The sequence below is a fragment of the Pseudoglutamicibacter cumminsii genome (assembly GCF_003143995.1).
Lineage (GTDB): Bacteria > Actinomycetota > Actinomycetes > Actinomycetales > Micrococcaceae > Pseudoglutamicibacter > Pseudoglutamicibacter cumminsii_B.
In genome coordinates this window covers 46717-72576 of the sequence record NZ_QFWG01000009.1, presented here as the reverse complement: position 1 = coordinate 72576, position 25860 = coordinate 46717, and the positions used below count along the sequence as shown (strand labels likewise).

Below are 25860 nucleotides of genomic sequence, written 5' to 3'. Positions count from 1 at the left end.
TGTGTGGTGGCCCGTTTGGATCGTCTAGAATGGGGTTAGCGGGGCTACTGTGTTTCTTGGTGCAGTTAGCCCCGTCGCCGTGTCTAGGGTGCTGGATCCGTTTACGTGGCTGGTGTCGCATTAGATTTCACCGCCATTCTTGCAACGTGCAGTGATAGCGACAACGGCCGGGTTATCTGGCTTCATCGCGTGATGCAGTTCTTGCGATTTGATCCGGATAAGCCGGGAACCTGTAAACCTGTAAGAGGGCAGCGTTCCAATGTCGATAGCGCGGCGAATGAACTTCTGTGAGCAGCCAAGGGCTTCAGCTGCTTGCTGAATAGTGATGTACTCGGTTGCGTGACTGTGCACGGTAAACCTTCCCGGTTCCCGCGTCAAGGCGTCCATCACCTGTGAAGGGTTCTCACGAAACAGCCGCTTGAATACCCGAAACAGTGGGGTACCGTTAATAGCTGTAGACCGGGTTGCCGCCCGTTCTGCGTGAGAAGCTTTAGACGGCTGCCGCCGCCTATAGCTTTCAGGTGAAGGAACCTAGACGCTAGGGAACCTTCTCGATAATTACATAAATTCTGTTGCTAAGACCTTCCTAGTTCATCTAGGGGGGTCTTAGTACTGTCCATGCTAACTAAACTGCTTTGAAGGTCGCATTTTCCTGGGCCGCCGCTCATTTGCGAGTTATCCACAGGCAAAAACTCCCTGCTTACCATGCGTTCACGCCTGTTGCATGTTTTGCGTTGTTCTGCGACGTTTTATAAGGCTAGTTATCCACAGCCGGCGGCAAAGTTAAGCTAATAGCTTAAGAATCTTCCTGCAGAAACGTGCAGGCCGGCTAGTCATTAGCTTCCCTCAACGCCTCCAAGTGAGCTTGACGTTCTTGCGCTTCCGCTTGGGCTTCTTCCCGTGACATGCCAGCAACACGGGCCAAACTCTCCGCGTCGCTATGCTGATAAATCATCACGGCTTCAACGTTGGTATGACCACCGAACAACTTAAGGTCCGCTAACGTTGCCCGTGATCGTCCAAAGTTCGTCATAGCTGTATGCCTCAAGTCATGGGTGCCAACCTTTCTCAGGTCCACCCCAAGCTTGTTAGAAGCCGCTTCCCGGGCTTTCCGCATGTGCTTGCCTATCGTGGTGTGCGCAATGCCCGCCGGCTTCCCTGGACGCAGCGGAACCACGAAAGCATCTTCACCGGGTCCAACAACGTTGGTCATCCAGTGAGAAAACAGTTTGAACGTGTCTACGCCTTTCATCCCAGGTAGCGGAATACGTCTAACCCCGGCATCTGTCTTAGGGTCTTCAAGCTCTGCAGGGGCACCGTCTTGCCTCACAAGCTGTTGCTTCACTTCCAGCCATACAAAACCGTCTTTGAATGACACGTGTTTGCGTTGTAGCCCAATGATTTCGCCTTGCCGTAAACCGCCTAAAGCGCCTATCCAGATTGCTATAGAACGATGCGGGGGCATACCGTCGGCGAGCGCGTGGACTTCCTCGGGCGTTAATGCACGTCGTTCTTTCATGGGTTTAGGTTTAGGGCCAAGCCTCAGAACACAAGGGTTCTTGTCTAGGTATGTCTTAGAACTGTGGTGCTGTTTCTCGTGGGTGCCCGTTGCGTACTTCATCACCCGGCTAAGTTCGTCATAGGCTTTGCGGGCATATCGTTGGGATGTTTCGGCCGTTAGTTGCCTGTACCACGCTTCTAGCTTGTTTGGTGTGATGCTTCCGATAGGGAGCGAGTGAAGGGCCTTTAGACGCTTCCTGACCGCGCTCCTATATGTGCGCCATGTCCCAAAATCTACATGCTCGCGAATGAACGCAAGGTACTCAGTCGCTACCTGCTCGAATGTGACACTGAGACGCGCGGCTTCTCGTTCAGCGGCTTCCGCTTCCCTCTTGGCTAGTTCTTTAGCAATATGGCGGGGAACGTATGTGCCTGTAATGATTTCGGCAAGTACTCGTTCCCGGGCCTTCCTGATACCGGGCAAAGTATCGGCATAGACTTCAGCACGTTGCCCGGCCTTCCAGAAACTCGCGGGCATGTCTGGCAGCTGTTCACCGTACTTCCTGAACAAAGCTGAGGCTTCTACTTGCCCCCAGTAGTGACGGTACTCCCAAGACCCGTTCTGGCGTTGCCTTACGCCTCTTGGTCTGTTGCTTTTCTTAGCCATGGCCCCGCCTGTTTAGCCGTGTCCTACCTGTGTCCTAGTTTCTTTACCGTTCTAGGGTAACTGAGTACACTCCAGGGAAACACGAAAACCCTGCAAACAAGCGGGTTAAAACGGAAACCCCCGGAATCTCAACGATCCCGGGGGCTGCAAGCGGAGGATGGGGGATTTGAACCCCCGAGGGCGTGAACCCAACACGCGTTCCAGGCGTGCGCCATAGGCCGCTAGGCGAATCCTCCTCGGATACCCGTTCAAGCCGAAACGTGAACAAGGCTTTACACACTTTAGCGAACTAAACGTTTAAGAGCCAATCGACGCCAGAATCTCGCCTGATTCGCGTCCTATTGACCTCTCAGTTAGACTGTTACGCGACCCCTCACGTGGTGTTATCTCGCTGAACTCCCCCAGGGCCGGAAGGCAGCAAGGGTAAGTGGGCTCTGGCAGGTGCGTGAGGGGTCGCTACTTTTAACCCCTCAACGGGCAGACCTGTCATAGACCTGTTAAACGGGTGAGACCTATTTAAATGGGCGAGAGGCGTTTAAAAGAGCGAGGGGCTCACGGTGGTCATCACCATGAACCCCTCGAACGTATTCCAGTAGTCAGCTAGCCGAACACTCGTAGCTTGCAACTACCGTTGAAATCTATGTGGCGCAAGGCTTACTTGAACTTGTCCTTGACGTCCTCAGCAGCGTCGCCGGCCTTGCCCTTAGCGTTCTGAGCCTTGCCTTCAGCCTGCTGGCCCTTGTCGTCGCGCAATTCGCCAAGCTTGTCCTTAGCTGCGCCGACTACCTTGTCCTTAGCGTTTTCCAACTTGTCTCCCAAGCTCATGGGATACTCCTTTCACGCTGAGACCGGGGTGACTCCCCGAGGTCTTCTATCTGTGACACTTCCACAGTCACACGTCCATGTCTAGGGATTCGCCTGTGGTTTTGCTTAGAACGAATATTCAGCCACGATCGCGAATCAGCCGCTATGGGTCCCCTACCGTATCTGGGTAGGCTGGAGGGGTGAGCACAGCCCTATACCGCCGGTTTAGACCCGACACGTTCGAAGACGTCATCGGGCAAGATCACGTGACCAAACCACTCCAAGTGGCTTTGGATAAAAACCGTGTCAACCACGCGTACCTGTTCTCTGGACCCCGCGGCTGCGGTAAAACAACGTCGGCCCGCATCCTCGCTCGTTGCCTGAACTGCGACCAGGGCCCTACCGCGCACCCATGCGGCGAGTGCCCGTCGTGCCGCGACCTCGCCACAGGTGGGTCCGGTTCCCTCGACGTCATCGAGATCGACGCCGCCTCCCACGGTGGTGTTGACGACGCCCGCGAGCTCCGCGAACGCGCTTCCTTCGCCCCAGCGCGTGACCGCTACAAGATCTTCATCATCGACGAGGCTCACATGGTGACCTCGGCCGGATTCAACGCGCTACTCAAGATCGTTGAAGAGCCGCCTGAGCACATCAAGTTCATTTTCGCGACGACCGAACCCGAGAAGGTCATCGGCACTATCCGTTCGCGTACCCACCACTATCCGTTCCGGCTGATCCCGCCTGAGCCGATGACCGAATACGTGCAGCACCTCGCTGACGTTGAGCATGTCTCGATCGCCCCGGGTGTTGTTCCTCTCGTGGTCCGCGCGGGCGGAGGCTCCGCCCGCGACACGCTCTCTGTCCTGGATCAGCTCATGGCCGGTTCAGGAGATGGCGGTGTCTCCTACGACCTCGCAGTCGCTCTGCTTGGCTTCACCCACGGTGAGCTCCTGGACGATGTGGTCGATGCGTTGGCAGCGCACGATTCCGCTTCCGTGTTCGCGGCCGTGGACCGCGTGATCCAGTCCGGCCAGGATCCTCGCCGTTTCGTCGAGGACCTCTTGGAGCGCTTCCGCGACCTCATCCTGGTGCGCGCTATCCCCGAGAACGCGTCCGATGTTCTGCACGGCGTTCCCGAAGACCAGATTCAACGCATGGCGGCCCAAGCATCGGGCCTGGGCCCCGCCGAGCTGTCCCGCTGGGGTGACATCACTAACGCCGCCCTCACCGAGATGACCGGCGCGACGAGCCCCCGCCTGCACCTCGAACTGCTGTGCGCCCGCTTGCTGTTGCCGTCCACCGATGACACCGACCGCGGCCTCGCGGCCCGCATGGACCGCGTTGAACGCCACCTGAGCTTCAGTGGCGGCCCGATGGAGGCCGGCAGCGCGTCCCCTGCACCGGCGCCAAATACCAAGTCAGCGCCGGACACGAAGACGCCTGACAGCAACGCAGTGCAGTCCGATGCTCCGGCCGGCGAACGCGGTGTTGCCGCCGCCCGTGCTGCGTTGCGCAACTCCGCACCCGCCGCCCCAACTGCGCCTGCCGCCCCAGCTGCGGCAGCCGTTCCGACCGCGCCAGCGGCACCTCAAGCCCCAGCCGCGCCTCGAGCCTCTGAGGAGCCAGCCCCTAACGAGAAGCGCGTGCCGGCAGCGCCAGTACCCGAGGTCGAAAACACTCCGGAACCGACCCCGGAACCTGAAGCAAAACCGGAACCTGCTCCGGCGCAAGAGCCTGCACCAGAGCCGACGCAAGAAGCGAATCCAGCACCGAAACCGGCTGAGGAACCAGCATCGGCTCCCACACCTGCACAAGGACCGCAGGCTGAGCGTCCCGCCGCGGGCGCCGCAGGCTCGGTTGAGATGTTCCGCAGGGCCTGGCCGCAGATTCTCGAGAACGTTAAACAGAACCGCAGGTTCGTGTGGTCGATCCTGCAACAAGACGTCTCGATCGCCGGCTACGACGGAAAAACGCTCACACTCGGGTTCAGCAACCCCGGGCCTATGAACGCGTTCCGGAACCGTGCCGATGCCGCCGAAACACTCAAGGCCTCCATCAGCGCCGTGATAGGAGTGACACCGGACATCGACGTCGCTGAAGGCGGCGATGCCGGCCCAAAAGCTGACGGCCGGAACGACCTTCCGGCCACGGAGGAACCACACTACGAGGCACCCGAACAGCCGGAATATCCAGAACCGGAATACGAAGAGCCGGAATACGAAGAACAGTCAGACCCGGAACCTGAGGCCAGCGAACCGAACTTCGGGGAGCCGGAACCCCAGCCCGAGAAGCCGGCCACACCCGCACCTGCAGCTCCAGCTCCGCGCGCCGCAACGACGCCACAGCAGCCCGACGCGCCCACGGCACCGGTTCCACCCGTAGCCACTCCTGCGGCGCCAGCTCCAACCGCAACCGCGGCAGAAGCACCAGCGGCACCGGCGCCAGGCTCAGCGCCTGCCGCTCCGTCTCCAAAGCCTGCTGCCCCGACACCGGCCCCGCCATCACCCACCGCGGCGCCAACCCCATCGGCCGCACCGGCGCAAGCACCAACCGTGCTTCCTGCCAGGCCAGCCGGGGCGAAGCTCAGCCGCTACCAACAGCTGCTCGCCCAGAGTAATAACCCAAGCGAAGGCAGCAGTTCAGGTTGGGGCGCGCCAGCACAGAGCGCTCCGGCGCCAGCGCAACCAGAGCCGGTCGACGACTACGACTTTGTTCCGAGCGAAGACGACGAACACCTCGAGAACTCGGTCGCGTTCGGCCGTGCAGCGTTCGAAAACATCCTCAACGCAAAACTCATCGAAGAAACAGACCTCGAAGGCAATCCGCTACCCCACCGTCGCTGATCCGCCTCACCGCAACCGTCAGGAGAGTGCACCGTGTACGAAGGCGCCGTCCAAGACCTCATCGACGAGCTCGGGCATCTACCCGGCATTGGGCCTAAGTCTGCTCAGCGCATCGCGTTCCACATCCTGGAAGCCGATAAAGACGATATGAACCGGCTCGCGGATGCGATCCGCGTCGTTAAAGACAAAGTGTCGTTCTGTGAAGTGTGCTTCAACATCACCGAAGACGAGAAGTGCGCGATCTGCCGCGACCCTAACCGCGACGACAGCCTGATCTGTGTGGTCGAGGAATCCAAGGACGTCATGGTGATCGAACGGACGCGCGCGTTCCGCGGCCGGTATCACGTGCTTGGCGGCGCGATCGACCCGATGGCGGGCATCGGCCCGGATCAGCTGCACATCAAAGAACTTCTGACCAGGCTTTCGGACGATGCGATCCAGGAACTCATCATCGCGACCGACCCGAACCTCGAAGGCGAAGCCACCGCAACCTACCTCGTGCGGATCTTGCGCAGTATCGGCGTGAAGGTGTCCCGGCTCGCATCCGGCCTCCCGGTGGGCGGGGACCTCGAATACGCGGACGAAGTCACGCTTGGCCGCGCGCTTGAGGGCCGCCGCTCGCTCATCGACTAAGCGAACGGCATCAGCTCGGTCACGGCATCAGCCCAACCGTGCAATCAGCTCAGTCGCGTTCGAGTTCATCCTGGATGTTGTTGAGCGCGGCGAGGATGTGGAAGAGGTGTTGGTCGGCCTGCAGGCGGGTCGCGTACACGATTTGGTCACGATCCAGCATGTAGCTTTGGCCGTTGGTGTCGGTCACCAGGACGTGGTCCGAGCGATGGTGCAGGCTCGCGACTTGGATGGAGACGCGCTCACAGGGGGCATCGAACGTGAGTTGTCCAGCAACGTTTCGCCCGTCGAGCCGGCAAGCTTTGATCTCTAAACCGAACGGCTGCGGAAGCTCTTCCCTGTTGCTCATCGTGGTCCCGCCTCTGTCTTGTTGTTTCGAGTGAAATCAGACTAACCGTAACTGGGCCGCAGTCAACCTGGTTCCAGTGGAAGAAATCACCTTTGAAGTGTTCCACACCAAAGATGATAATCAAAGAACAGGTAAACGACAGGCCCAGGGATGCTCTCTGACACCCAGACAGGACGCCCAACACCGCACCATGCCGACTACGTCACACAACTTATATGGCATTGGGCGTCACTTATTGTGTTTGCCCTGCAACCGCACCGTAGGCTAAAAACAGACACTTCCCATGGGGCGTTGCCGCGCCTGCCGGCCACCCCATCGACCTAGCGAAAGGCGCTCATGGCTCTGATCGTGCAGAAATACGGTGGCTCTTCCGTTGCGGATGCCGCCGGTATTAAGCGAGTCGCCGCCCGTGTGCTGGAAACCCGCAACGCCGGCAACGATGTTGTGGTGGTTGTTTCTGCGATGGGCGACACCACTGATGAGCTGTTGGATTTAGCGGCCGAGATTACGGACAAGGCCCCCGCACGCGAGATGGACATGCTGCTCTCCGCCGGGGAACGCATGTCGATGGCTCTACTTGCGATGGCAATTGAGGCCGCAGGCGGCAAGGCTGTTTCGTTCACGGGTTCGCAAGCGGGCATGATTACTGACGCGCTGCATGGTTCCGCCCGCATCGTCGAGGTCTCCCCTGCGCGCGTGCGCCGCGCGGTCGAGCTCGGTTCGGTCGCGATCGTCGCCGGCTTCCAGGGGATGTCGAAGGATTCGAAAAACATCACGACGATGGGCCGCGGCGGTTCTGACACGACCGCGGTTGCGCTCGCTGCGGCTTTGGATGCCGATGTGTGCGAGATTTACACGGATGTGGACGGTGTTTTCACGGCTGATCCGCGTGTGGTTCATCATGCACGTATGCTCGATACTCTCTCGAGCGAAGAGATGTTGGAGCTTGCGGCGCACGGCTCGAAGATTCTGCATTTGCGTTGCGTCGAGTATGCACGCCGTTTCGGGATCCCGATTCATGTGCGTTCGTCGTTTAGCCACAATGAGGGGACGTGGATTGTCCCCGACGCTTCAGACAAGATTGAACTCCCGGAGGGGGAACCATTGGAACAACCGATCGTTGCCGGCGTAGCTCACGACCTCTCCGAGGGGAAGGTCACCGTTATTGGCGTCCCGGATATCCCGGGTAAGGCCGCCCATATCTTTGAGGTGATCGCTCAGGCGGACACGAACGTGGACATGATTGTTCAGAACGTCTCCACGGCGGGTTCCGGTAAGACTGACATCACGTTCACCGTGCCGAAGGCTCAGGCCGACCGCGTGGTTGCTGCGCTGCGCGAGGCTCAATCTGAGGTCGGTTTTGAGGACATCGAGCAGGACAACAAGATCGGTAAGGTCTCGCTGGTTGGCGCTGCGATGCGCTCTAACGCTGGTGTCTCTGCGACGTTCTTCCGCGCCCTGCATGAGGCGGGCATCAACGTCGACCTGATCTCGACCTCTGAGATCCGCATCTCGATCGTGACCCACGAAGACAAGCTCGCGAAGGCTGTCGAAGCGATCCACACCGCATTCGGCCTGGACACCGATCAGGAAGCCACGGTCTACGGCGGCACGGGTCGCTAGCCTTCCTACCGCCAGCCGAGCGGCCGAGCCGCGGAAAGCCATATAACGATGTGGTGGGCAGTTCATGTACGAACTGCCCACCAAATCGTTGTTTAAGTTGAGGGTTATTCCACGGTTTGGGTGTGGCCGGTTGCGTCGGAAATCGCGCGGCGGATCGTGGCTTCGTCGAGCACGCCTTCTTGGACGGCGAGATCGATGATGGATACGTTCTCTTCGAGCGCCTGCTTCATGAGGTCGGCGGAGCGTGCATAACCAATCAGCGGCGACAGCGCAGTCACAACAGACACGGACTCGGCGACCCGCCGCGAGAGCACGTCCTCGTTCGCTTCGATCCCGTCAACGCAACGCAACCGCAACGTCGCGCATGCGTTGCGCAGGGACTCGATCGCGTCGAACAGAACATCCGCCATCACAGGTTCGAATGCGTTGAGTTGCATCTGGCCGCCCTCAACCGCCATCGCAACCGTCGTGTCAGCGCCAACCACGCGGAACGCAACCTGGTTGACGACCTCCGGGATCACAGGGTTGACCTTGCCCGGCATGATCGAAGACCCAGCCTGCATCGGCGGCAGATTGATCTCGTTGAGGCCAGCCTGCGGGCCGGACGAAAGCAATCGCAGGTCGTTGCAGATCTTGGAGAGCTTGATAGCGGTGCGCTTGAGGCCGCCGGAAACGAGCACGAAAACACCCGTGTCCGAGGTCGCCTCAACGAGGTTACGGGCACCGATCACGTTGTTCTTGGTGATCTGCTGGAGGTGCTTGAGCACAAGCTCGCGGTAGCCGACCGGCGCCGTGATCCCGGTACCGATCGCGGTGGCACCCAGGTTGAGCTCCAGCAGGTGTGGGATGAAGTTCCGCAGCATCACGACGTCTTCACGCATCGCGTCAGCGAACGCACCGAACTCCTGGCCCAGCGTCATCGGCACGGCATCCTGAAGCTGGGTGCGGCCAATCTTGGTGATCTCCGCGAACTCCATCGCCTTCTTACCGAAGGAATCAGCGAGCAGCGCGACCTCGTCAATGAGTCCGCGCATCGCCCAGTGCAACGCGAGCTTGAGCGCGGACGGGTAGACGTCGTTGGTGGACTGCGCCGCGTTGACGTGGTCGATCGGGTTGATCTCGATCGAATCGTCACCGATGATCTGCTGCGCACGGTGCGCGATGACCTCGTTCGCGTTCATGTTCGTTGAGGTTCCGGCGCCGCCCTGGACCCGGTCGATCACAAACTGGGAATCCCACTTGCCGTCCATGACCTCTTGCGCCGCGGCCTCGATCGCCTGGCAGCGGGCGTCATCAAGCCGGCCCAGCTCATGGTTGGCGCGCGCAGCGGCAAGCTTCACGGCACCCAAAGCCCACACGAGCTCACGGATCTGCCCAACGGTGCGGCCCGTGATCGGGAAGTTCTCTACGGCACGGAGTGTGGAAATACCCCACAGCACCTCGGCCGGGACTTCGCGTGTACCGAGCGAATCCTTCTCGGTGCGGGTTTCGGTGGATTCAAACGCGGCCCGCAACTCAGCGGGGGCCGTCGGAGGCAAAAAGGACAATGGTGCTCCTGAGAACCGCAAACCAACGGTTTGCAACAACTGATACCAACTGAAGAGTCTACGCAGGCTCGGCCCGATGGGCGCCATCGGTTGAGCGTCGGTGAGGCGCGGCCGCATCGCAGCATCGCACGCGTGGCTGTGGCCCGCATCGTCCACAATGGATGTATGCCCATCTTGCTTTCACCGGACCAGTGGCGTGCCCAGGCGCAGGCCCACACCGAACGCGCCCGCGCGTACACGGAACCGTTCCGGCAACGGCGAGCGCGGCAGGAAACCCACCCGATTTATGACTTCTTGTTCACGTATTACTCGTTCCCGCCGGCGCAGCTGGAGCGCTGGCATGCCGGTCCCGGGGTGGTTTTGTTAGGGGACGATGCGGTTGCTGAGCGCTCTGGATGGCGCTTTTATACGGTGGTTGAGGATGCCGACGGCCGCGGGACTCCGGGCGTCACGGTGGATGCCGCGGGGTTCATGGCGGCGCGGGAGCGGATGGTGGACTTCGCTGACACGATCTTCAGTTCGGTTGCGGCGAAGCCGGGTAGCTTTTCGTGTTTTGGGCTGCACGAGTGGGCTATGGCCTATAAGTCCGAAGAGAACGGGGTGCGGCACGATTATGTTCCGTTGCGGCTGGGATCCTTTGGCACGGATGAGGTGGTTGAGACCCACCAGATCCGTTGCACACACTTTGATGCGTTCCGGTTTTATGCGCCGCAGGCTCGCGGTTTGAATCAGTTCACGCCTACGCGTGAGAAGCAGGTTGCGCTTGAGCAGCCCGGGTGTTTGCACGCCGGGATGGACGTCTACAAGTGGCTGTACAAGCTCGCGCCCTTGGTGGATTCGGGGCTCATCATGGACGCGTTCGAGCTCGCGTGGGACACCCGCATCATGGACATGCAGGCCTCCCCTTACGACCTGAGCGACTGGGGTTTCGAACCCATCCGGATCGAAACCGCGGACGGCAAGGCCGAATACGTTGAGCGGCAACGCGGGTTCTCCGAGCGCTCGCAGAAGCTACGCCAGCGAGGGCTCGATGCGGTCGCTGCGATCCGCGTTGCCGCCGGCTAGTCGAGGACCTTGCCGGGGTTCATGATCCCGTCCGGATCGAAAACCTTCCGCAACTGTTGCTGCAGTTCCGTCTGATCCTCCCCGAGCTCTTCCGGAAGGAAACGCTTCTTCAGCAAGCCCACGCCGTGTTCGCCGGTGAGCGTTCCGCCCATCTCCAACGCGACAGTGAAAACCTCGTCGGCGGCTTCCCACACGTGGGCCGGAACCGCGTCAAGTCCCGTCTCGCCCGCGACCGGCTCGAACACGAACACCGGGTGCATGTTGCCATCACCTGCGTGAGCCGCGCTCGGCAACGTAACCCCATATTTGCGTTCGATCTCGCGCATCCGCGTGAACGCTTCCGCCATCCGCGTCCGCGGAACAGCGATGTCCTCAACCAAAACGCTTCCGCCCATGCGTTCAATCGCAGGGAAAACAGCGCGCCGCATACCGATCAGCGCCTCGGTCTCGGCATCGCTCTGCGCAACCCGAACATGCCGCGCGAAACCAGCCACAGCGTCGTGCACCTGAGCCAACTCCGCGGCGGCACCCAAGCCGTCCGTCTGAACCAAAAGCAACGACGCCGGCTTGCCCTCAGTCGGGTCCACGAACGTTTCGTCCGTAGCCACCAAGTGCCCCACCACGGCGGCCGAGGTCACCTCGTCCAGAAGCTCCATCATCGCCGGCTGAAGATTCGCCGCCGTCACAGCACTCGCAGCAGCCGCCGCATCGACAGCGGAATCACACACCGCAACCAAGGTCGCGCGCTCGGCAGACTGCAACGGACGCACCTTCAAAACACACTCAACGATGATCCCCAACGTGCCTTCGGAACCGATCAGCATGGACGTGATGTCATAACCCGAAACACCCTTGACGGTGCGTCGGCCCATCGATACCACGCGGCCATCAGCCAAAACCACCGTGAGCCCCAAAACCCACTGTTGCGTCACGCCATACTTAGCGCACAAAAACCCGCCAGCATTCGCGGCGATGTTGCCACCCACCGTGGAAATCGCCTTCGACGCCGGATCCGGAGGCCACCACAAGCCATCCTTATGCAGCACTGCGTTGAGTTCATCGTTCAAAATGCCCGGCTGAACCACCGCCAAGCGGTCATCCGCCGAAACCTCCAGAACCTTATTCATTCGCTCAAGACACACAACAAGCGAACCCGAGCCCGCCGTCGCCGACCCCGCAAGCCCCGTGCCCGCGCCCCGCGGGACCACACTCACGCCATGCTCGCGCGCCCACCGCACCGCGGCCTGAACCTGCCCCGTATCCTCCGGCCACACCACCGCAACCGGGACACCATCAGGCTCAACACCCGAACGGTCAATCGAATACGCACGCAACGTCGCCTCATCCGTCGCGATGCTGCCGCGCATCGCCTCGTTTAGCGCTTCGATTGCTTCCGCGGAAACAGTTGCGTCAGTTGAAACAGTTGCGTCCGATGCCGGAGTTGCCTTGGCCACGAAACCTCACCTTCCCCACAGCCAGAGTATGAGCCAGAACACACGATGGTCGGAAACTAGACTAGCGCTTATGCCCACACCACATGAGCGCGCCGAGCGCAACAGGTCGGAGCACGCTACGCCGAAGGCAGACGCCAAGTCCGAGTCCCTCATGGAGCTGCTCGGCGGCGCGCGCCCGGCGATCGAAGCGACCATCCCGCCCGTCGTGTTCGTGATCGCATGGATGCTGAGCGACAACAACGTCGTCATCGGCGGCGCAGCGGCAACCCTCTCCGGGCTCATCATCGCGGGCCTCGCGCTCTACCAACGGCGCAAACTGACCTCCGTCATCTTCGGGCTCCTCGCCGTCGTAGCCTCGGCCGCCGTCGCGGTCTACACCGGCAACGCCGTCGACTTCTTCCTGCTCCGGCTCCTCTCCAACGCCGCCTCGATGCTCGCGTGGATGGCCTCCATCATGGTCCGCTGGCCGTTCCTCGGGATCGTGCTCGGTGCGATCCTCGGAACCAAAACAACCTGGCGTAAAGACCCTGTAATCCTGCGCGCCTACAACCGAGCATCCTGGTTCTGGGTTGCTCAATACGGCGTCCGCGTCATCGTGCTCGGCTACTTCTGGGCCACCGGCCAAGTCATCGGGCTCTCCGTAGCCCACGTACTGCTCAGCTACCCGCTCTTCGCCGTGAGCCTCATCGCGTCCGGCTGGATGCTGTTCGGTTCCATCCCTAAAACCCACCCCGGAATCCGCCACCCACAAGTCCCAGCCGCCAGCTAGGCCCGCCGCCTCAACGAATCGCCTCAGCACACGGCCTAGACAAATCGACCTGATTCTTCACATTGCCGGCCGTTATGAAATAAAAAACCGGCCCGGCACCAAATTTTTCTACACTGGAGACCTGCAAAACGATTTCAGGAGGAACTGTGGAACCACAGCTTGAGGATGCATACGCTGACGTACTTCGACGCAACCCTGGCGAACCAGAGTTCCACCAAGCAGTTGCAGAAGTCTTCGATTCGCTCGGCCCGGTCGTGAAGAAGCACCCCGAACTCATGGAGTACGGGATCATGCAGCGCCTATGCGAGCCAGAACGCCAGATCATCTTCCGCGTCCCGTGGGTTGACGACAACGGCCAGGTTCAGATCAACCGCGGCTTCCGCGTGCAGTACAACTCCGCCCTCGGCCCGTACAAGGGCGGCCTGCGCTTCCACCCTTCCGTCAACATCGGCATCATCAAGTTCCTCGGCTTCGAGCAGATCTTCAAGAACTCGCTGACCGGCATGCCAATCGGCGGCGGTAAGGGCGGCTCCGACTTTGACCCGCACGGCAAATCCGATGCGGAAGTCATGCGTTTCTGCCAGTCGTTCATGACCGAACTTGCCTCCCACATCGGCCAGTACACCGACGTCCCTGCAGGTGACATCGGCGTGGGCGCACGCGAAATTGGTTACATGTTCGGCCAGTACCGCCGCATCACCAACGCCTACGAATCCGGCGTCCTCACCGGTAAAGCCCTCCTGTGGGGTGGCTCGCGTGCCCGCACCGAAGCGACCGGCTACGGTGCCGTGATCTTCGCGGAATCCATGCTCAAGACCCGCGGCGAATCCTTCGACGGCGCCAAAGTCACCGTGTCCGGTTCCGGTAACGTCGCGATCTACGCGATGCAGAAAGCCCAGATGCTCGGCGCGACCGTGCAGGCGTGTTCCGACTCCTCCGGCTACGTTTACGACCCGAACGGGATCGACGTCGAGCTCATCAAGCAGGTCAAGGAAGTCGAACGCGGCCGCATCTCTGACTACGCCGAACGCCGAGGCAACGGCGCCCGCGTTGTCACCGACGGCTCAATCTGGGATCTGCCGACCGACGTCGCGCTGCCATGCGCAACCCAGAACGAACTCAACGGCCGCGACGCCCACACCTTGATCCGCAACGGAGTCAAGGCCGTGTCCGAAGGCGCAAACATGCCATCGACCCCCGATGCGGTGGCAGCGTTCCGCGACGCAAAGGTCCTCTTCGGCCCAGGTAAGGCCGCTAACGCCGGTGGCGTTGCGACCTCCGCGCTCGAGATGCAACAGAACGCGTCCCGCGACTCCTGGACGTTCGACTACACCGTCCAGCGCCTCACCGAAATCATGGAGAACATCCACGAAACCTGCCTCGAATCCGCCGATAAGTACGGCCGCGGTGGGGACTATGTTTTCGGCGCGAACGTTGCCGGCTTCAGCCGCGTAGCAACCGCGATGCTCAACCAAGGCATCATCTAGACGCATCACATCCCACGCGTGGCCGTAAACGGATAAGATAGAGAGGCAAGTGCGCCAGCACCACTTTCGTGTGCTCGCGGCAAAAAACTGCCACCTCAGGAGATCCCACAACATGGCCCGGATCGTCGTTGACGTCATGCCCAAGCCCGAGATTCTGGACCCGCAGGGTAAAGCAATTCTCGGTGCATTCCCTCGCCTCGGTTTCAACCAGTTCAGCGAAGTCCGTCAGGGCAAGCGCTTTGAACTGACCGTGGACGGTGAAGTGACCGAAGATACCTTGGCTGCAGCTCGCGAAGCCGCTGAGACCCTGCTGTCCAACCCGGTCATCGAAGACGTTGTCAACGTGGCTGTGGTTGAGGACGGTCAGTAATGCCCCGCACCACTGATTTCCCTTTCTTGGTTGATAACTCCGTGGACACCTACCCGAACTCGGGCGTCAAGATCGGCGTTGTCACGTTCCCTGGAACGCTCGATGACCGCGATGCGTGCCGTGCGGTGCGCTTGGCCGGCGGCGAGCCAGTGAACCTGTGGCACGCGGATGGCGACCTCAAGGATGTTCAGGCTGTTGTGATCGCTGGCGGGTTCTCCTACGGCGACTACCTGCGCCCGGGCGCTATCGCTCGTTTCGCGCCGGTCATGGACAGCATCATCGACGCCGCTAACTCGGACGATAAGCTCCCAGTGCTCGGTATCTGCAACGGTTTCCAGGTCCTCACGGAAGCCCACCTGCTTCCGGGGTCGATGATCAAGAACGATCACCTCAAGTTCATTCGCCGTGATCAGCCGCTGACCATCGAAAACAACGAAACCAAGTGGACCCGCCTGTACGAGAAGTACCAGAGCGTGGTCTACCCGCTGAAGAACCAGGACGGCCAGTACGTCGCTGACGAAAAGACCCTCGACATGCTCGAAGCCGAGGGCCGCGTCGTGTTCCGCTACGAAGGCTGGAACCCGAACGGTTCCCGCCGCAGCATCGCCGGCATCACGAACGAAGCCGGCAACGTGGTTGGTCTGATGCCTCACCCAGAGCACGCAGTTGAGCTGGGCTTTGGTCCCGACGACGGCCGCGGCCGCGATGGCCTGACCGTGTTCACTTCCTTGATTAGCAACTTTGTGGAGGACGCCAAGTGACCACCCAAGACTTCATCCTTGACACCGTCGCTGACGCCGAATCCACCCCAGACGTAGAACAGCCGTGGGCTGAACTGGGTCTCAAGGAAAACGAATACGAGGACATCAAGAAGATCCTCGGCCGCCGCCCAACGGATTCCGAGCTCGCGATCTACTCCGTGATGTGGTCGGAGCACGCTTCCTACAAGTCGTCGAAGATTCACCTCCGTTCCTTCGGTAAGAAGGTCGACGACGAGATGAAGAAGCACACCCTGGTTGGTATGGGCCAGAACGCTGGCGTGACCGACCTCGGTGACGGCTGGGCCGTGACTTTCAAGATCGAGTCCCACAACTCGCCGTCCTACGTTGAGCCGTACCAGGGTGCCGCTACCGGCATCGGCGGTATTGTTCGCGACATCATCTCGATGGGTGCCCGCCCCGTAGCGGTCATGGACCCGCTGCGTTTCGGCGCGATCGACCACCCAGACACCGCCCGCGTCGTGCACGGCGCCGTCGCCGGCATCGGCGGCTACGGTAACTCGCTCGGCCTGCCGAACATCGGCGGCGAGACCGTGTTCGACTCCGTCTACCAGGGCAACCCGCTCGTCAACGCGCTCGCTGTGGGCGTGATGCGTCACGAGGACATCCACCTCGCGAACGCTAAGGGCGAAGGCAACCGTGTGGTCCTGTTCGGTGCGCGCACCGGCGGCGACGGCATCGGCGGCACCTCGGTTCTGGCTTCCGCTTCCTTCGAGGAAGACAAGCCGTCCAAGCGCCCTGCCGTTCAGGTGGGTGACCCGTTCGCTGAGAAGGTCCTCATCGAATGCTGCCTCGACTTGTTCCGTGAAGAGCTCGTCGTCGCGATCCAGGACCTCGGCGCGGCAGGTATTTCCTGCGCGACCAGCGAGCTCGCCTCCAACGGTGGCGTGGGCATGAACGTTGAGCTCAAGGACGTGCTGTTGCGCGACCCGAGCCTCAACCCATCCGAGATCCTGATGTCCGAATCTCAGGAACGCATGATGGCCGTAGTGACCCCTGAGAACGCTGAAGCGTTCGAGAAGGTCCTGGAACACTACGGTGTCGAATACTCCTGGATCGGTGAGATCACCGAGGAACCACGCCTCATCATCACCTGGAACGGCGAGGTCATTGTGGACATTGATCCGCAGACCGCCGCTGAAGAGGGCCCTGAATACGACCGCCCATACGCTCGCCCTGACTACCAGGACGCGCTCCAGGCTGACACGTTCCGTTCCTCCGAGGCCGGTAAGAACCTGCCGGAGCAGGGCGAGGACCTCAAGCAGGCGATGCTCGAGCTCATGGCGCGCCCTAACCTGTGCGATAAGTCGTGGGTCACCCAGCAGTTCGACGCCAACGTTGGCGGTAACACCGCGATGGCGTCCCCTGACGACGCCGGCGTGATTCGCGTAGACGAGAACACCGGCATGGGTGTTGGCTTCGCAACCGACGCGAACGGCCGCTACGCCTTCCTCGACCCATACGCTGGCGCTCAGCTGGCTTTGGCCGAGGCGTACCGCAACGTCGCGACCTCGGGCGCTACCCCGATGGCCGTGACCGACTGCTTGAACTTCGGTTCCCCTGAGGACTCGAACGTGATGTGGCAGCTGGTTCAGGCGATCGAGGGTCTTTCGGATGCATGCCTCGAGCTTCAGGTTCCGGTCACTGGCGGTAACGTTTCGCTCTACAACCAGACCGGCGAGACCCCGATCCACCCGACCCCTGTCGTGGGTGTCATGGGTCGCTTCGACGACGTCACGGCACGCACCGTGTCCGGTTGGCGTGAAGAGCACGACGGCAACGCCGTCTACCTGCTCGGCGTGACCCGCGATGAGCTGGACGGCTCCGAGTTCGCCGCGATGCGTGACCACCTCGGCGGCCTTCCTCCTAAGGTTGACCTGGACGCCGAGCGCACGCTCGGCCAGCTTCTGGTTTCTGGTTCCCGCGACGGCATGTTCGATGCCGCACACGACCTCTCCGAAGGCGGCCTCGCTGCAGGCCTGGTTGAGATGTCGATGCGCTACGGCGTTGGCGTGCGCGTGAACCTGGATGAGCTCAAGCAGCGTGACGGCATCGACACGTTCACCGCTCTGTTCTCCGAGTCGCAGGCTCGCGCACTCGTGTGCTTGCCACGTTCCGAAGAAGAGCGTTTCACCGCTATGGCTGCGGCGCGCGGCTTCGCGCACGTTCGCCTAGGTGTTGTCGATGCGTCTTCCAACGCGATCGAGGTTCAGGGCGAGTTCTCCGCGACCCTCGACGAGGTTCGTGAAGGCTGGGGCAAGACCATGGAGCGCTACTTCGGCTAAGCCGGTGTGCTGAGTAACCCAGCGCAGCCATCGAATACAGCGCAGCCTCTAATACAGCGAAAAGGTGTGGGTGCCAGGATCAACCTGGTGCCCACACCTTCGCTTGTTAAAGCGTTCTCTGGCTAGATTCTGTGGCCGCGTAGCAGGCCCCACAGAGCGATCGCGAACAGCGCGACCCCACCGCCGACCGCGGTGCCGATGCCTTTAGCGGTCTCGTTAACGTCCGCTACAGGTTCCACGTTCACCGTGCCCAACGTCGGTTCAGGAGCTTTCTCGACCTTGTAGATCACGTGCATCTTGGTGCTCGTAGGAGCGCCGTTTGTCGGCGGGGTCCCGTTCGGAACTTCGCGCAGCACCACAGGGACACGCTTCGCTTGGGTCGGTTTGAGACCTTGAGGTGTGGCCATTCCCGGACCGCCGTGGATTTTGCTTCGTTGCGTATCGACAGTGGTTGCGTGCGCCGGCGCGTCGAGCGGCGTCTCCGATACGACTAGGCTTTCGGATGCCGATGCGGTGGGCCCGTCCCCTTGTGTTGGCCCAGTGGAAGGAGTGAAGTCCTCACTCGGTGCCGTAGGGCTTGGATGCGTCGGGTGCGGGTGCGTCACGCTCGGGTTCGTCGCGCTCGGATCCGTTGGGCCTGGGTTCGTTGGGCCTGGATGCGTTGGAGCCGGGTGCGTCACGCTCGGGTTCGTTGGACTCGGATGTGTAGGGTTCGGGGTCCTTGGTTCCGAAGTCGATGGCGTCGTTGGCGCCGGCTCCGCTGGTGCCGTGCCGGCCGGATCTGAACTTCTCGGATCTGAACTTACCGGTGCCGAACTTACCGGCGCCGAGCTTCCCAGCTCTGAATTTCCCGGAGCGCTTGATTCCGGCAAAGACGGCATGTTCGAATTACGATCCGAGTCCTCGGAAGCGACCGCCGAGTGCGCCACATCGGCAGCTTGAATGTTCACCACCGGATACGCACACGCAAAACCAAGCGCCGCGATTCCAAGCCCTGCTTTAACAGCAAAAGAAACACGAGGTGCACGCTGACACACTGGTCTAGCGTTGCAACCTCGCGGTTCCTTCATGTCTTATTTCCCTACCCTGGTGATATGGCACACAACATGCCTACATAGTTCACATCTTCTTGTGTCTCCAGAGCAGAGTCAATAGGTGAAGGGATTCTTTCACTTACCGCGACGCACCGCAGCACCCGGGTGGTTCTCCGGCAGACGGTCGCCACGACCGAACAAAGCGTGACGCAAAGAAGAGCCGGCCTGATCCTCAGCAGGGCGGTCCGCGTCCCACGCGATCGTGTCCTCCGCGAACTCTTCCGCGGTCGGATAGACACCCAGCGCTTCAAGCTCCGGAATCACATAGTCAACGACGTCGCGGAACGTGCCCGGCTTGACCGCGTAAGCAACGTTGAAGCCGTCAACACCGGTATCCCGGACCCATTCATGGAACTGCTCGGCAATCTCACGGCCCGTGCCCACAGCAACCGGACCGAAGCCACCCACACCGATGTAGCGAGCCAGCTGGCCCACATTCCACGGCTTATCGGAATCACCCGAGGCCGCCTGGAACATGCTCACAGCCGACTGGATCGCGTTGGATTCCACGTCCTCACTAATCACCGCGTCCAACGGGTATTCAGACAAGTCGATGCCCGTCCAGCCCGCGAGCAACGCCAACGCGCCCTGCTCATCGGCATAAGACTGGTATTCGCGGAATTTCTCCCACGCTTCTTCGTTCGTCTTACCCACAACAGGGGTGATCATCGCGAAAATCTTGACGTCGTCAGCGTTACGTCCGGCCGCAACGGTAGCCTCGCGGATCTTCTTAACCGTCTTGGCCAGGCCCTCCTTGGTCGCCTGCGAAACAAACACAGCCTCAGCGTGCTTACCCGCAAAAGCCATACCGCGGGAGGACGTGCCGGCCTGGAAAATCACCGGCGTACGCTGACGGGACGGCTCCGTAATCGCGATGCCCGGAACGTTGAACCACTTACCTTCGTGCTCGAGCTCGTGCACCTTGTCCGGGTCCACAAACAGGCCGGATTCGCAGTCGGCAACAACTGCATCGTCCTCCCACGAACCCTCCAGCAGCTTGTACACGACGTCGATGTACTCGTCCGCGTGATCGTAGCGTTCGTCGTGCTCCATCTGGCGGGTCTGACCAAAGTTCTTCGCCGCAGACTCAAGGTAGCCCGTCACAACGTTCCAGCCGACGCGGCCGCCAGTGTAGTGGTCCAAGCTCGCCAAGCGGCGGGCCAGGCCAACCGGGTGCTCGTAAGCGGTGCCCGCGGTGACGCCGAAACCGAGGTTCTTCGTCGCCGCCGCCATGGCCGAAACGATGACCGCCGGATCAGCCAACGGGATCTGGGCGCCCGAACGCAGTGCGGTCTCCGGGGAATTCTGATAGGCGTCATAGACACCCATCACATCGGCGAGGAACAGGGCGGCAAAACGGCCCTCTTCGAGGATCTGCGCAAGCTCAACCCAGTGAGAAAGCTTGTTGTAATCCCGCGACGTGTCCTCAGGGTGCTTCCACAGGCCCGGGGACTGATGACCAATCGTGTTCATCGCAAAAGCGTTGAGAAGAATCGGTTTTTCAGACGACATGCTAACCCTTTCCCGCAGCCCTGAAATGCTGCGCCATCGTCTTCTGGCGGGAGCACCTTTCCCTCACGATTCCCACTAGGGAACCCACCGGGATGGTTGCTGCGGCGTCAACGAGCCAGATCTCTCGGCCGCTCTGGATGGATACGGATTCAGCATAAAGCCACACCTGGCACCTCACGCAAATCGAGGTTTTCGATGACGTTAAATGACGCCACCCACCGGTCAATACTGGGATCATCAAGCACTACACTTGCGGAGGAATAGCAGCATCTCAGAACACGGGTTTCTGCAAGCGAAAGGGCTACAGCGACGTGGAATTTGCACGGCCAGAAGTGTTTTTGACCGTCGATATCATCGCGCTTGTCACCAACGGGATCATGGGCGGCGTGATCGCTCGGCGCATGAACTTCGACCCCGTCGGCTTCGTTGTCATGGCGATCGTCACCGCGCTCGGCGGCGGTATTGTCCGCGACCTCATGATCGACCAGGGCCCACCCGTCGCAACCACCAACCCGTGGTATCTGCCGGCCGCGATCCTGGGCGCGTTTATCGCGTTCCTCATGCCGCTCAACGGCAATTGGACGACGCGCGTGCTCACTGTCTTGGATGGTCTCGCGTTGGGTGCATGGTCGGCTACCGGAACTCTGAAGGCTCTCGCTGCTGGCTTGGACTGGTTGCCCTCACTTCTGTTGGGTGTCATGACTGCTGTGGGTGGCGGCATGATCCGTGACTTCATGGTCGGTCAGGTGCCGACCGTGTTCAGGCGCTCCCCGCTGTACGCGACGGCCTCGCTGTTCGGTTCCGTGCAGATGCTCGTGTTTTTCTACGTCAAGCTCCCCGATTGGGGCATGTTCGTTGCGATGTTCAGCGTCGCGATCCTCGTGATTCTCGCCCAGAAGTACAACCTGTATCTCCCCGGCCCGGCGGAGATCCGTTTGCCGCGGCGACGCATCCCGTCGATCCTGCGGCGTGAGGCCCGCAGCGCGAACCCGTCCACTGGCGCGATCCCCGTGGTCGATGCGGCGGCTGGGTCCCGCACGGACGGCACCACAGATTCCGCTTCCGATGCGGTGGTCACTCAGCGGGAAACCAGCGGCTCTGTCACTCAGAACCAGCCTCGGCCGCGGGCAGATCAGCAGCGCCGTGCACAGGCGCGGCGCGTCCATCACATGCGAGCCCAGCGTTCACAAGCGCGCACAGAAGGTGCGGCACCTAAGTGGCGGCTGCGGCAATCCCGTAACAACCGCTGAAACGCAACCACCGCATCGGACGCTTTCGCTACGTTTCGCATGTTGAGCAACATGACACACACGCCCACGTGATTTGCGTGAGGCCGCCTTCGTCACCCACCATGGACACCACAACCATCCAGAGCGGCTGAGAGATCTGGCTCTACGACGCCGCAGCAACCACCCCGGTTACGCCGGGCATGGTGCTCACGCCAGGATCGATGGAGTGACACAGCATGACTTTGACGTCAACATCCGCGCATCAAGCTAGCACCGCACAGGACGCAGGTGCACAGCTCAGCCCCGCAGAGCATCAGGCGTACTGGGCGGAACAGGCCGCCCAGCTCACGTGGGAGACCCCGTGGGACACCGTGCACACGCTGACCCCGCCCAACCCTGAAACTCAGGAAGGGCTCCAGCAAACCTGGTTCGCGGGAGGCACCCTCAACGCCGCCGTCAACTGCGCGGACCGCCACGTTGCCGCCGGCAGCGGGGACAAGGTCGCGCTCTACTTCGAAGGCGAGCCGGGCGACCGCCGCACCGTGACCTACCGCGAACTCACCGAGGAAATCTCCCAGGCCGCCCACGCGCTCACGGAACTTGGCATCGGCCGCGGCGACCGCGTCGTGGTCTACCTTCCGGTGCTCGTCGAGACCATCGTCATCACGCTTGCTTGCGCACGCATCGGCGCCGTGCATTCGCTCGTTTTCGGCGGATTCAGCGCGGAAGCACTGCGTTTCCGCATCGAAGACACCCGCGCCAAACTGCTCGTCACGAGCGACGGCCAATACCGCCGCGGCAAAGCCGTGCCCGTCAAAGACATCGCGGACGAAGCCGCGTCCGGCGACAATCAGCTTCAGCACGTGCTCGTGATCGACCGCACCGGCCACCGCGACATCCCGTGGACCGAAGGCCGCGACATCTGGTGGGACGAAATCGTGCCACGCCAGCCCCGGGAGCACACAGCGGAAGCGTTCGATGCGGAAAACCCGCTGTTCATCATGTACACCTCCGGAACCACAGGGAAACCGAAAGGCCTCGTGCACACGACCGGCGGCTACCTCACCGGAGCAGTGGCCACCTACAACCAGATTTTCGCCCACCCGGACCCGGAACAGCGCGACAACGACGTGCACTGGTGCACCGCAGACCTCGCGTGGGTCACCGCCCACACCTACGAAATCTATGGGCCACTCGGGGCCGGCGCGACGCAGGTTATCTACGAAGGTGTGCCGAACGTGCCACACCCTGGCCGGCACTTCGAGGTCATCCAACGCTACGGCGTGACCTCCTACTACACCGCGCCAACCCTCGTGCGGTCACTCATGGGATGGTTCCCTGACGGAATCCCGGCCGAATACGACCTCTCGAGCATCCGCCTCGGCGGAACAGTGGGCGAGGCCGTCAACCCTGAGGCCGCCCGCTGGCTGCGCCAACAGATCGGCCGCGACACCTACCAGCCCGCCAACCCCGAAATCGGGGAGCCTGAGCGGGGCATCAGCATGGTCGACACGTGGTGGCAATCAGAAACCGGCTCCACAGTCCTCACACCACGGCCTGACGCAGCCACCGTTAAGCCCGGCAGCGTAGGACGCGACATGCCAGGAGTCGCAACCGCGGTCGTCGACGACCAAGGCAATCCAACCCCGGCCGGAACCCAAGGCAACATCGTGCTCACCCAGTTCCCGCCATCCATGGCGCGCACCGTGTGGGGCAATCCGGAACGCTGGTACACCTCCTACTGGAAGGCCTACGCCGAATACGGTTGGTTCACCGCAGGCGACGGCGCGAAAATCGATGCCGACGGCGACACCTGGATCCTCGGACGCACCGACGACGTCATCAACATCTCTGGTCACCGGCTCTCGACCATCGAAATCGAGTCCGCACTCGTGACCGATGCCGGCGTCGTGGAGGCCGGCGTGTGCCCCGTACCGGATGCGAAAACCGGCCACGCGGCCGTCGCATTCGTGGTCCCCGGAGATCAGAGCCTGCTGGGCGCTGAGGCTGACCCGGAAGCGATCGCGGAGTTCACGCAGCGACTGCGCGACACCGTAACCAAGGAGATTGGCCCCATCGCTAAGCCGGCCCGCATCATCCTCGTGCCCGACGTACCGAAAACCCGTTCAGGCAAGATCATGCGGCGCATCCTGACCCAGGCCTGCACCGGAGAACAGCTCGGCGACACCACGAGCCTGCGCAACGAAGAATGCATCCCGGACGTGCTGGCGGCCGCGCGGGGTTAGCTGGCCTCGGCACGTATAACTCAATCCGCACCGGAGAAAATGCGCGCTTTGAGCTGATTTGAGATCAGTTCGTCCAAGCTTCGACGGAAGGCCGACAGAAGCCCTCACGTGAATGTGCATTGGATCACTGTTCGTCCTAGTCTCGATGCATGCGTTCTAGCAAAGACACGGCTTTTAGCAGAGACACGTCGTCAGAGACCGACGCTTCACCTCAGGTTGGCCACCAGACCGCGCAAACTTCCCTCTCCAAAGGGCTGACCGGGCGCCACATCCAGTTCATGGCGCTCGGTTCCGCGATCGGAACCGGGCTGTTCTATGGGTCAGCGGACGCCATCAAGGCCGCTGGCCCCATCGTTCTGCTCGCCTACATCGTGGCAGGTGCCGCGGTGTTCATCGTGATGCGCGCCTTGGGTGAGATGGCGGTGCGCAACCCCGTCGCCGGCGCGTTTTCTGACTACGCGACCCGGTACCTCGGACGGTATCTGGGCTTCACGACCGGCTGGACGTACGTGTTCTGCATGCTCGTCGTCTCCATCGCGGACGTTACCGCGGTGTCCGTCTATATGGGGTTGTGGTTCCCTAACGCGCCGCAATGGATCTGGGTTGCGGCGGTCGTGTTGCTGATCGCGGGCATCAACACCCGGCACGTCAAGGTGTTCGGTGAGATGGAGTTCTGGATGTCGATCATCAAGGTCGGCGCCGTTATCGCGATGATCCTCGGCGGCATCGCGATCCTGATCTTCGGCATGAGCGTGCCGGGCGAGGCCACCCCGGGCCTGCATAACCTCTTCGATCACGGCGGCTTGGCACCTAACGGCGTGATGGGTATTTTGGCGTGCCTCACGATGGTCGTGTTCAGTTTCGGTGGCATTGAGACCATCGCCGTGACCGCGGGTGAAGCCAATGATCCGCACACCGCGATCCCCCGCGCTGTGAACTCCGTGCCGATCCGCATTCTGCTGTTCTACGTTCTAGCTTTGGGCGTCATCATGACGCTGGTTCCGTGGAACCACATGAGCTCGGACACCTCCCCGTTCGTACAGATTTTCGCGACCCTGGGCATCCCGGCGGCTCAGCACATCTTGAACGTTGTGGTGCTCACGGCCGCGATCTCCGCGATCAACGCGAACTCGTATGGTGCCGGCCGTATGTTGTTCGGTATGGCTCACTTGGGGCAATCGCCACGAGCGTTCACACGGACCACGGGTAAGGGCGTTCCGTGGGCTGCGGCGCTGCTCATGATGGGCGCGCTGACCGTAGGCGTGGTGTTGAACTTCTTGATGCCGGAGTCGGCTTTCGCGGTCGTCGCTTCGGTTGGTGCGTTCGCGATCACGTGGCTGTGGTGCATGGTTCTGCTCTCCCACACCGCGATGCGCATCAAACTGCGCCGCGAGGGCGTCCCTAAGGAAGAGCTTGAGTTCCCGGTTCCGTTGTGGCCGATCACCCCAATTTTCGCGGGCTCGTTCTTGGTTCTGGTGATCGGTTTGATGGCGTGGTTCCCAGGTACGCGGGTCTCGCTCATCGCGGGCGCTGTGTGGATTGCGTTGATTTCGGCGATATATGTTGTCACAACGTGGGTTAAGAAGCGCCAGACTCAGTAACGTGAG

Annotated in this window: 20 protein-coding genes, 1 tRNA gene, 1 other RNA gene and 2 riboswitches; of the genes, 13 read left to right on the top strand and 9 right to left on the bottom strand. The window is 61.3% G+C overall.

Features of this window, described 5'->3' with window-relative positions:
• Positions 1-120: 120 nt before the first annotated feature.
• From CAY35_RS10040 to CAY35_RS07485, 3 genes are all read right to left on the bottom strand, one after another.
• A complete protein-coding gene (locus CAY35_RS10040) occupies positions 121-387 on the bottom strand; it encodes an excisionase family DNA-binding protein (protein WP_109304010.1) in 267 nt (88 codons plus the stop codon).
• A 442-nt stretch (positions 388-829) separates the two neighbouring features.
• A complete protein-coding gene (locus tag CAY35_RS07490; protein WP_109304009.1) occupies positions 830-2167 on the bottom strand; it encodes a tyrosine-type recombinase/integrase in 1338 nt (445 codons plus the stop codon).
• Between the two features lie 151 nt (positions 2168-2318).
• Positions 2319-2403, bottom strand: a tRNA-Ser gene (locus tag CAY35_RS07485).
• 128 nt (positions 2404-2531) lie between these two features.
• Here CAY35_RS07485 and ffs point away from each other — a divergent pair.
• Positions 2532-2628, top strand: an RNA gene (gene ffs, locus CAY35_RS07480) — signal recognition particle sRNA small type.
• A gap of 193 nt (positions 2629-2821) precedes the next feature.
• Here the strand turns inward: ffs and CAY35_RS07475 are convergent.
• On the bottom strand, positions 2822-2992 hold the full coding sequence (locus CAY35_RS07475; protein WP_101629790.1) for a CsbD family protein: 171 nt from the start codon (positions 2990-2992) through the stop codon (positions 2822-2824).
• A gap of 179 nt (positions 2993-3171) precedes the next feature.
• Between CAY35_RS07475 and CAY35_RS07470 the strand changes: the two genes are divergently transcribed.
• Both CAY35_RS07470 and recR read left to right on the top strand, forming a co-directional pair.
• Positions 3172-5814, top strand: coding sequence for a DNA polymerase III subunit gamma and tau (locus CAY35_RS07470; RefSeq protein WP_109304008.1), 2643 nt, complete (start codon positions 3172-3174; stop codon positions 5812-5814).
• Between the two features lie 33 nt (positions 5815-5847).
• Positions 5848-6447, top strand: a complete 600-nt coding sequence (recR, locus tag CAY35_RS07465; RefSeq protein ID WP_109304007.1) for a recombination mediator RecR — start codon at positions 5848-5850, stop codon at positions 6445-6447.
• 49 nt (positions 6448-6496) lie between these two features.
• On the opposite strand, the gene CAY35_RS07460 is transcribed toward recR, so the two are convergent.
• A complete protein-coding gene (locus CAY35_RS07460) occupies positions 6497-6793 on the bottom strand; it encodes a hypothetical protein (RefSeq protein ID WP_109304006.1) in 297 nt (98 codons plus the stop codon).
• A 336-nt stretch (positions 6794-7129) separates the two neighbouring features.
• On the opposite strand from CAY35_RS07460, the gene CAY35_RS07455 reads away from it, so the two are divergent.
• Positions 7130-8416: an aspartate kinase gene (locus tag CAY35_RS07455; RefSeq protein WP_109304005.1), complete on the top strand. Its 1287-nt coding sequence runs from the start codon at positions 7130-7132 to the stop codon at positions 8414-8416.
• Between the two features lie 104 nt (positions 8417-8520).
• Here CAY35_RS07455 and CAY35_RS07450 read toward each other — a convergent pair whose 3' ends face one another.
• Positions 8521-10119: an aspartate ammonia-lyase gene (locus CAY35_RS07450; protein WP_258265695.1), complete on the bottom strand. Its 1599-nt coding sequence runs from the start codon at positions 10117-10119 to the stop codon at positions 8521-8523.
• Positions 10120-10128: 9 nt separating this feature from the next.
• On the opposite strand from CAY35_RS07450, the gene CAY35_RS07445 reads away from it, so the two are divergent.
• Entirely contained in the window at positions 10129-11028 is a 900-nt protein-coding gene (locus CAY35_RS07445) for a 3-methyladenine DNA glycosylase (protein WP_109304004.1), read from the top strand.
• On the opposite strand, the gene CAY35_RS07440 is transcribed toward CAY35_RS07445, so the two are convergent.
• A complete protein-coding gene (locus CAY35_RS07440) occupies positions 11025-12482 on the bottom strand; it encodes an FAD-binding oxidoreductase (RefSeq protein ID WP_258265694.1) in 1458 nt (485 codons plus the stop codon). The two genes, CAY35_RS07445 and CAY35_RS07440, sit on opposite strands and share 4 nt — an antisense overlap.
• A gap of 70 nt (positions 12483-12552) precedes the next feature.
• Here CAY35_RS07440 and CAY35_RS07435 point away from each other — a divergent pair, with 70 nt between their 5' ends.
• From CAY35_RS07435 to purL, 5 genes are all read left to right on the top strand, one after another.
• The gene (locus CAY35_RS07435) at positions 12553-13251 is read left to right on the top strand and encodes a DUF3159 domain-containing protein (RefSeq protein ID WP_109304003.1); all 699 of its coding nucleotides are present in this window, start codon (positions 12553-12555) and stop codon (positions 13249-13251) included.
• A gap of 146 nt (positions 13252-13397) precedes the next feature.
• Complete coding sequence (gene gdhA / locus CAY35_RS07430; RefSeq protein WP_109304002.1) at positions 13398-14738, top strand: NADP-specific glutamate dehydrogenase; 1341 nt, start codon at positions 13398-13400, stop codon at positions 14736-14738.
• A gap of 112 nt (positions 14739-14850) precedes the next feature.
• Complete coding sequence (purS, locus tag CAY35_RS07425) at positions 14851-15108, top strand: phosphoribosylformylglycinamidine synthase subunit PurS (protein ID WP_109304001.1); 258 nt, start codon at positions 14851-14853, stop codon at positions 15106-15108.
• Positions 15108-15869, top strand: coding sequence for a phosphoribosylformylglycinamidine synthase subunit PurQ (gene purQ / locus CAY35_RS07420; protein ID WP_109304000.1), 762 nt, complete (start codon positions 15108-15110; stop codon positions 15867-15869). The genes purS and purQ overlap by 1 nt, the downstream gene beginning before the upstream one ends.
• Positions 15866-18172 (top strand): phosphoribosylformylglycinamidine synthase subunit PurL, encoded by a 2307-nt coding sequence (gene purL, locus CAY35_RS07415; RefSeq protein WP_109303999.1) that lies wholly within the window; start codon positions 15866-15868, stop codon positions 18170-18172. The genes purQ and purL overlap by 4 nt, the downstream gene beginning before the upstream one ends.
• Before the next feature lie 122 nt (positions 18173-18294).
• On the opposite strand, the gene CAY35_RS09505 is transcribed toward purL, so the two are convergent.
• Together CAY35_RS09505 and CAY35_RS07405 are read right to left on the bottom strand one after the other, a co-directional pair.
• Entirely contained in the window at positions 18295-18852 is a 558-nt protein-coding gene (locus CAY35_RS09505; protein ID WP_146191942.1) for a hypothetical protein, read from the bottom strand.
• 489 nt (positions 18853-19341) lie between these two features.
• A complete protein-coding gene (locus CAY35_RS07405; RefSeq protein WP_109303997.1) occupies positions 19342-20778 on the bottom strand; it encodes an LLM class flavin-dependent oxidoreductase in 1437 nt (478 codons plus the stop codon).
• 30 nt (positions 20779-20808) lie between these two features.
• Positions 20809-20922, bottom strand: a riboswitch (SAM riboswitch).
• Positions 20923-21116: 194 nt separating this feature from the next.
• Between CAY35_RS07405 and CAY35_RS07400 the strand changes: the two genes are divergently transcribed.
• The 3 genes from CAY35_RS07400 (at position 21117) to CAY35_RS07390 (ending at position 25854) form a co-directional block, all read left to right on the top strand.
• Positions 21117-22028, top strand: coding sequence for a trimeric intracellular cation channel family protein (locus tag CAY35_RS07400; protein ID WP_146191941.1), 912 nt, complete (start codon positions 21117-21119; stop codon positions 22026-22028).
• 111 nt (positions 22029-22139) lie between these two features.
• Positions 22140-22235: riboswitch (SAM riboswitch) on the top strand.
• Between the two features lie 8 nt (positions 22236-22243).
• Positions 22244-24253, top strand: coding sequence for an acetate--CoA ligase (gene acs, locus CAY35_RS07395; protein WP_109303995.1), 2010 nt, complete (start codon positions 22244-22246; stop codon positions 24251-24253).
• Positions 24254-24402: 149 nt separating this feature from the next.
• Positions 24403-25854 carry an amino acid permease gene (locus CAY35_RS07390; RefSeq protein WP_109303994.1) on the top strand — a complete coding sequence of 484 codons (1452 nt, stop codon included), beginning with the start codon at positions 24403-24405 and terminating at the stop codon, positions 25852-25854.
• Positions 25855-25860: the final 6 nt, after the last annotated feature.

Excerpts from the sequence above, each read along its gene's own strand:
- CAY35_RS10040 (WP_109304010.1), bottom strand. The coding sequence starts at position 387 with ATGGACGCCTTGACGCGGGAACCGGGAAGGTTTACCGTGCACAGTCAC.
- CAY35_RS07490 (WP_109304009.1), bottom strand. The coding sequence starts at position 2,167 with ATGGCTAAGAAAAGCAACAGACCAAGAGGCGTAAGGCAACGCCAGAAC.
- CAY35_RS07475 (WP_101629790.1), bottom strand. The coding sequence starts at position 2,992 with ATGAGCTTGGGAGACAAGTTGGAAAACGCTAAGGACAAGGTAGTCGGC.
- CAY35_RS07460 (WP_109304006.1), bottom strand. The coding sequence starts at position 6,793 with ATGAGCAACAGGGAAGAGCTTCCGCAGCCGTTCGGTTTAGAGATCAAA.
- CAY35_RS07455 (WP_109304005.1), top strand. The coding sequence starts at position 7,130 with ATGGCTCTGATCGTGCAGAAATACGGTGGCTCTTCCGTTGCGGATGCC.
- CAY35_RS07445 (WP_109304004.1), top strand. The coding sequence starts at position 10,129 with ATGCCCATCTTGCTTTCACCGGACCAGTGGCGTGCCCAGGCGCAGGCC.
- CAY35_RS07435 (WP_109304003.1), top strand. The coding sequence starts at position 12,553 with ATGCCCACACCACATGAGCGCGCCGAGCGCAACAGGTCGGAGCACGCT.
- purS (WP_109304001.1), top strand. The coding sequence starts at position 14,851 with ATGGCCCGGATCGTCGTTGACGTCATGCCCAAGCCCGAGATTCTGGAC.
- purQ (WP_109304000.1), top strand. The coding sequence starts at position 15,108 with ATGCCCCGCACCACTGATTTCCCTTTCTTGGTTGATAACTCCGTGGAC.
- CAY35_RS07405 (WP_109303997.1), bottom strand. The coding sequence starts at position 20,778 with ATGTCGTCTGAAAAACCGATTCTTCTCAACGCTTTTGCGATGAACACG.
- acs (WP_109303995.1), top strand. The coding sequence starts at position 22,244 with ATGACTTTGACGTCAACATCCGCGCATCAAGCTAGCACCGCACAGGAC.
- CAY35_RS07390 (WP_109303994.1), top strand. The coding sequence starts at position 24,403 with ATGCGTTCTAGCAAAGACACGGCTTTTAGCAGAGACACGTCGTCAGAG.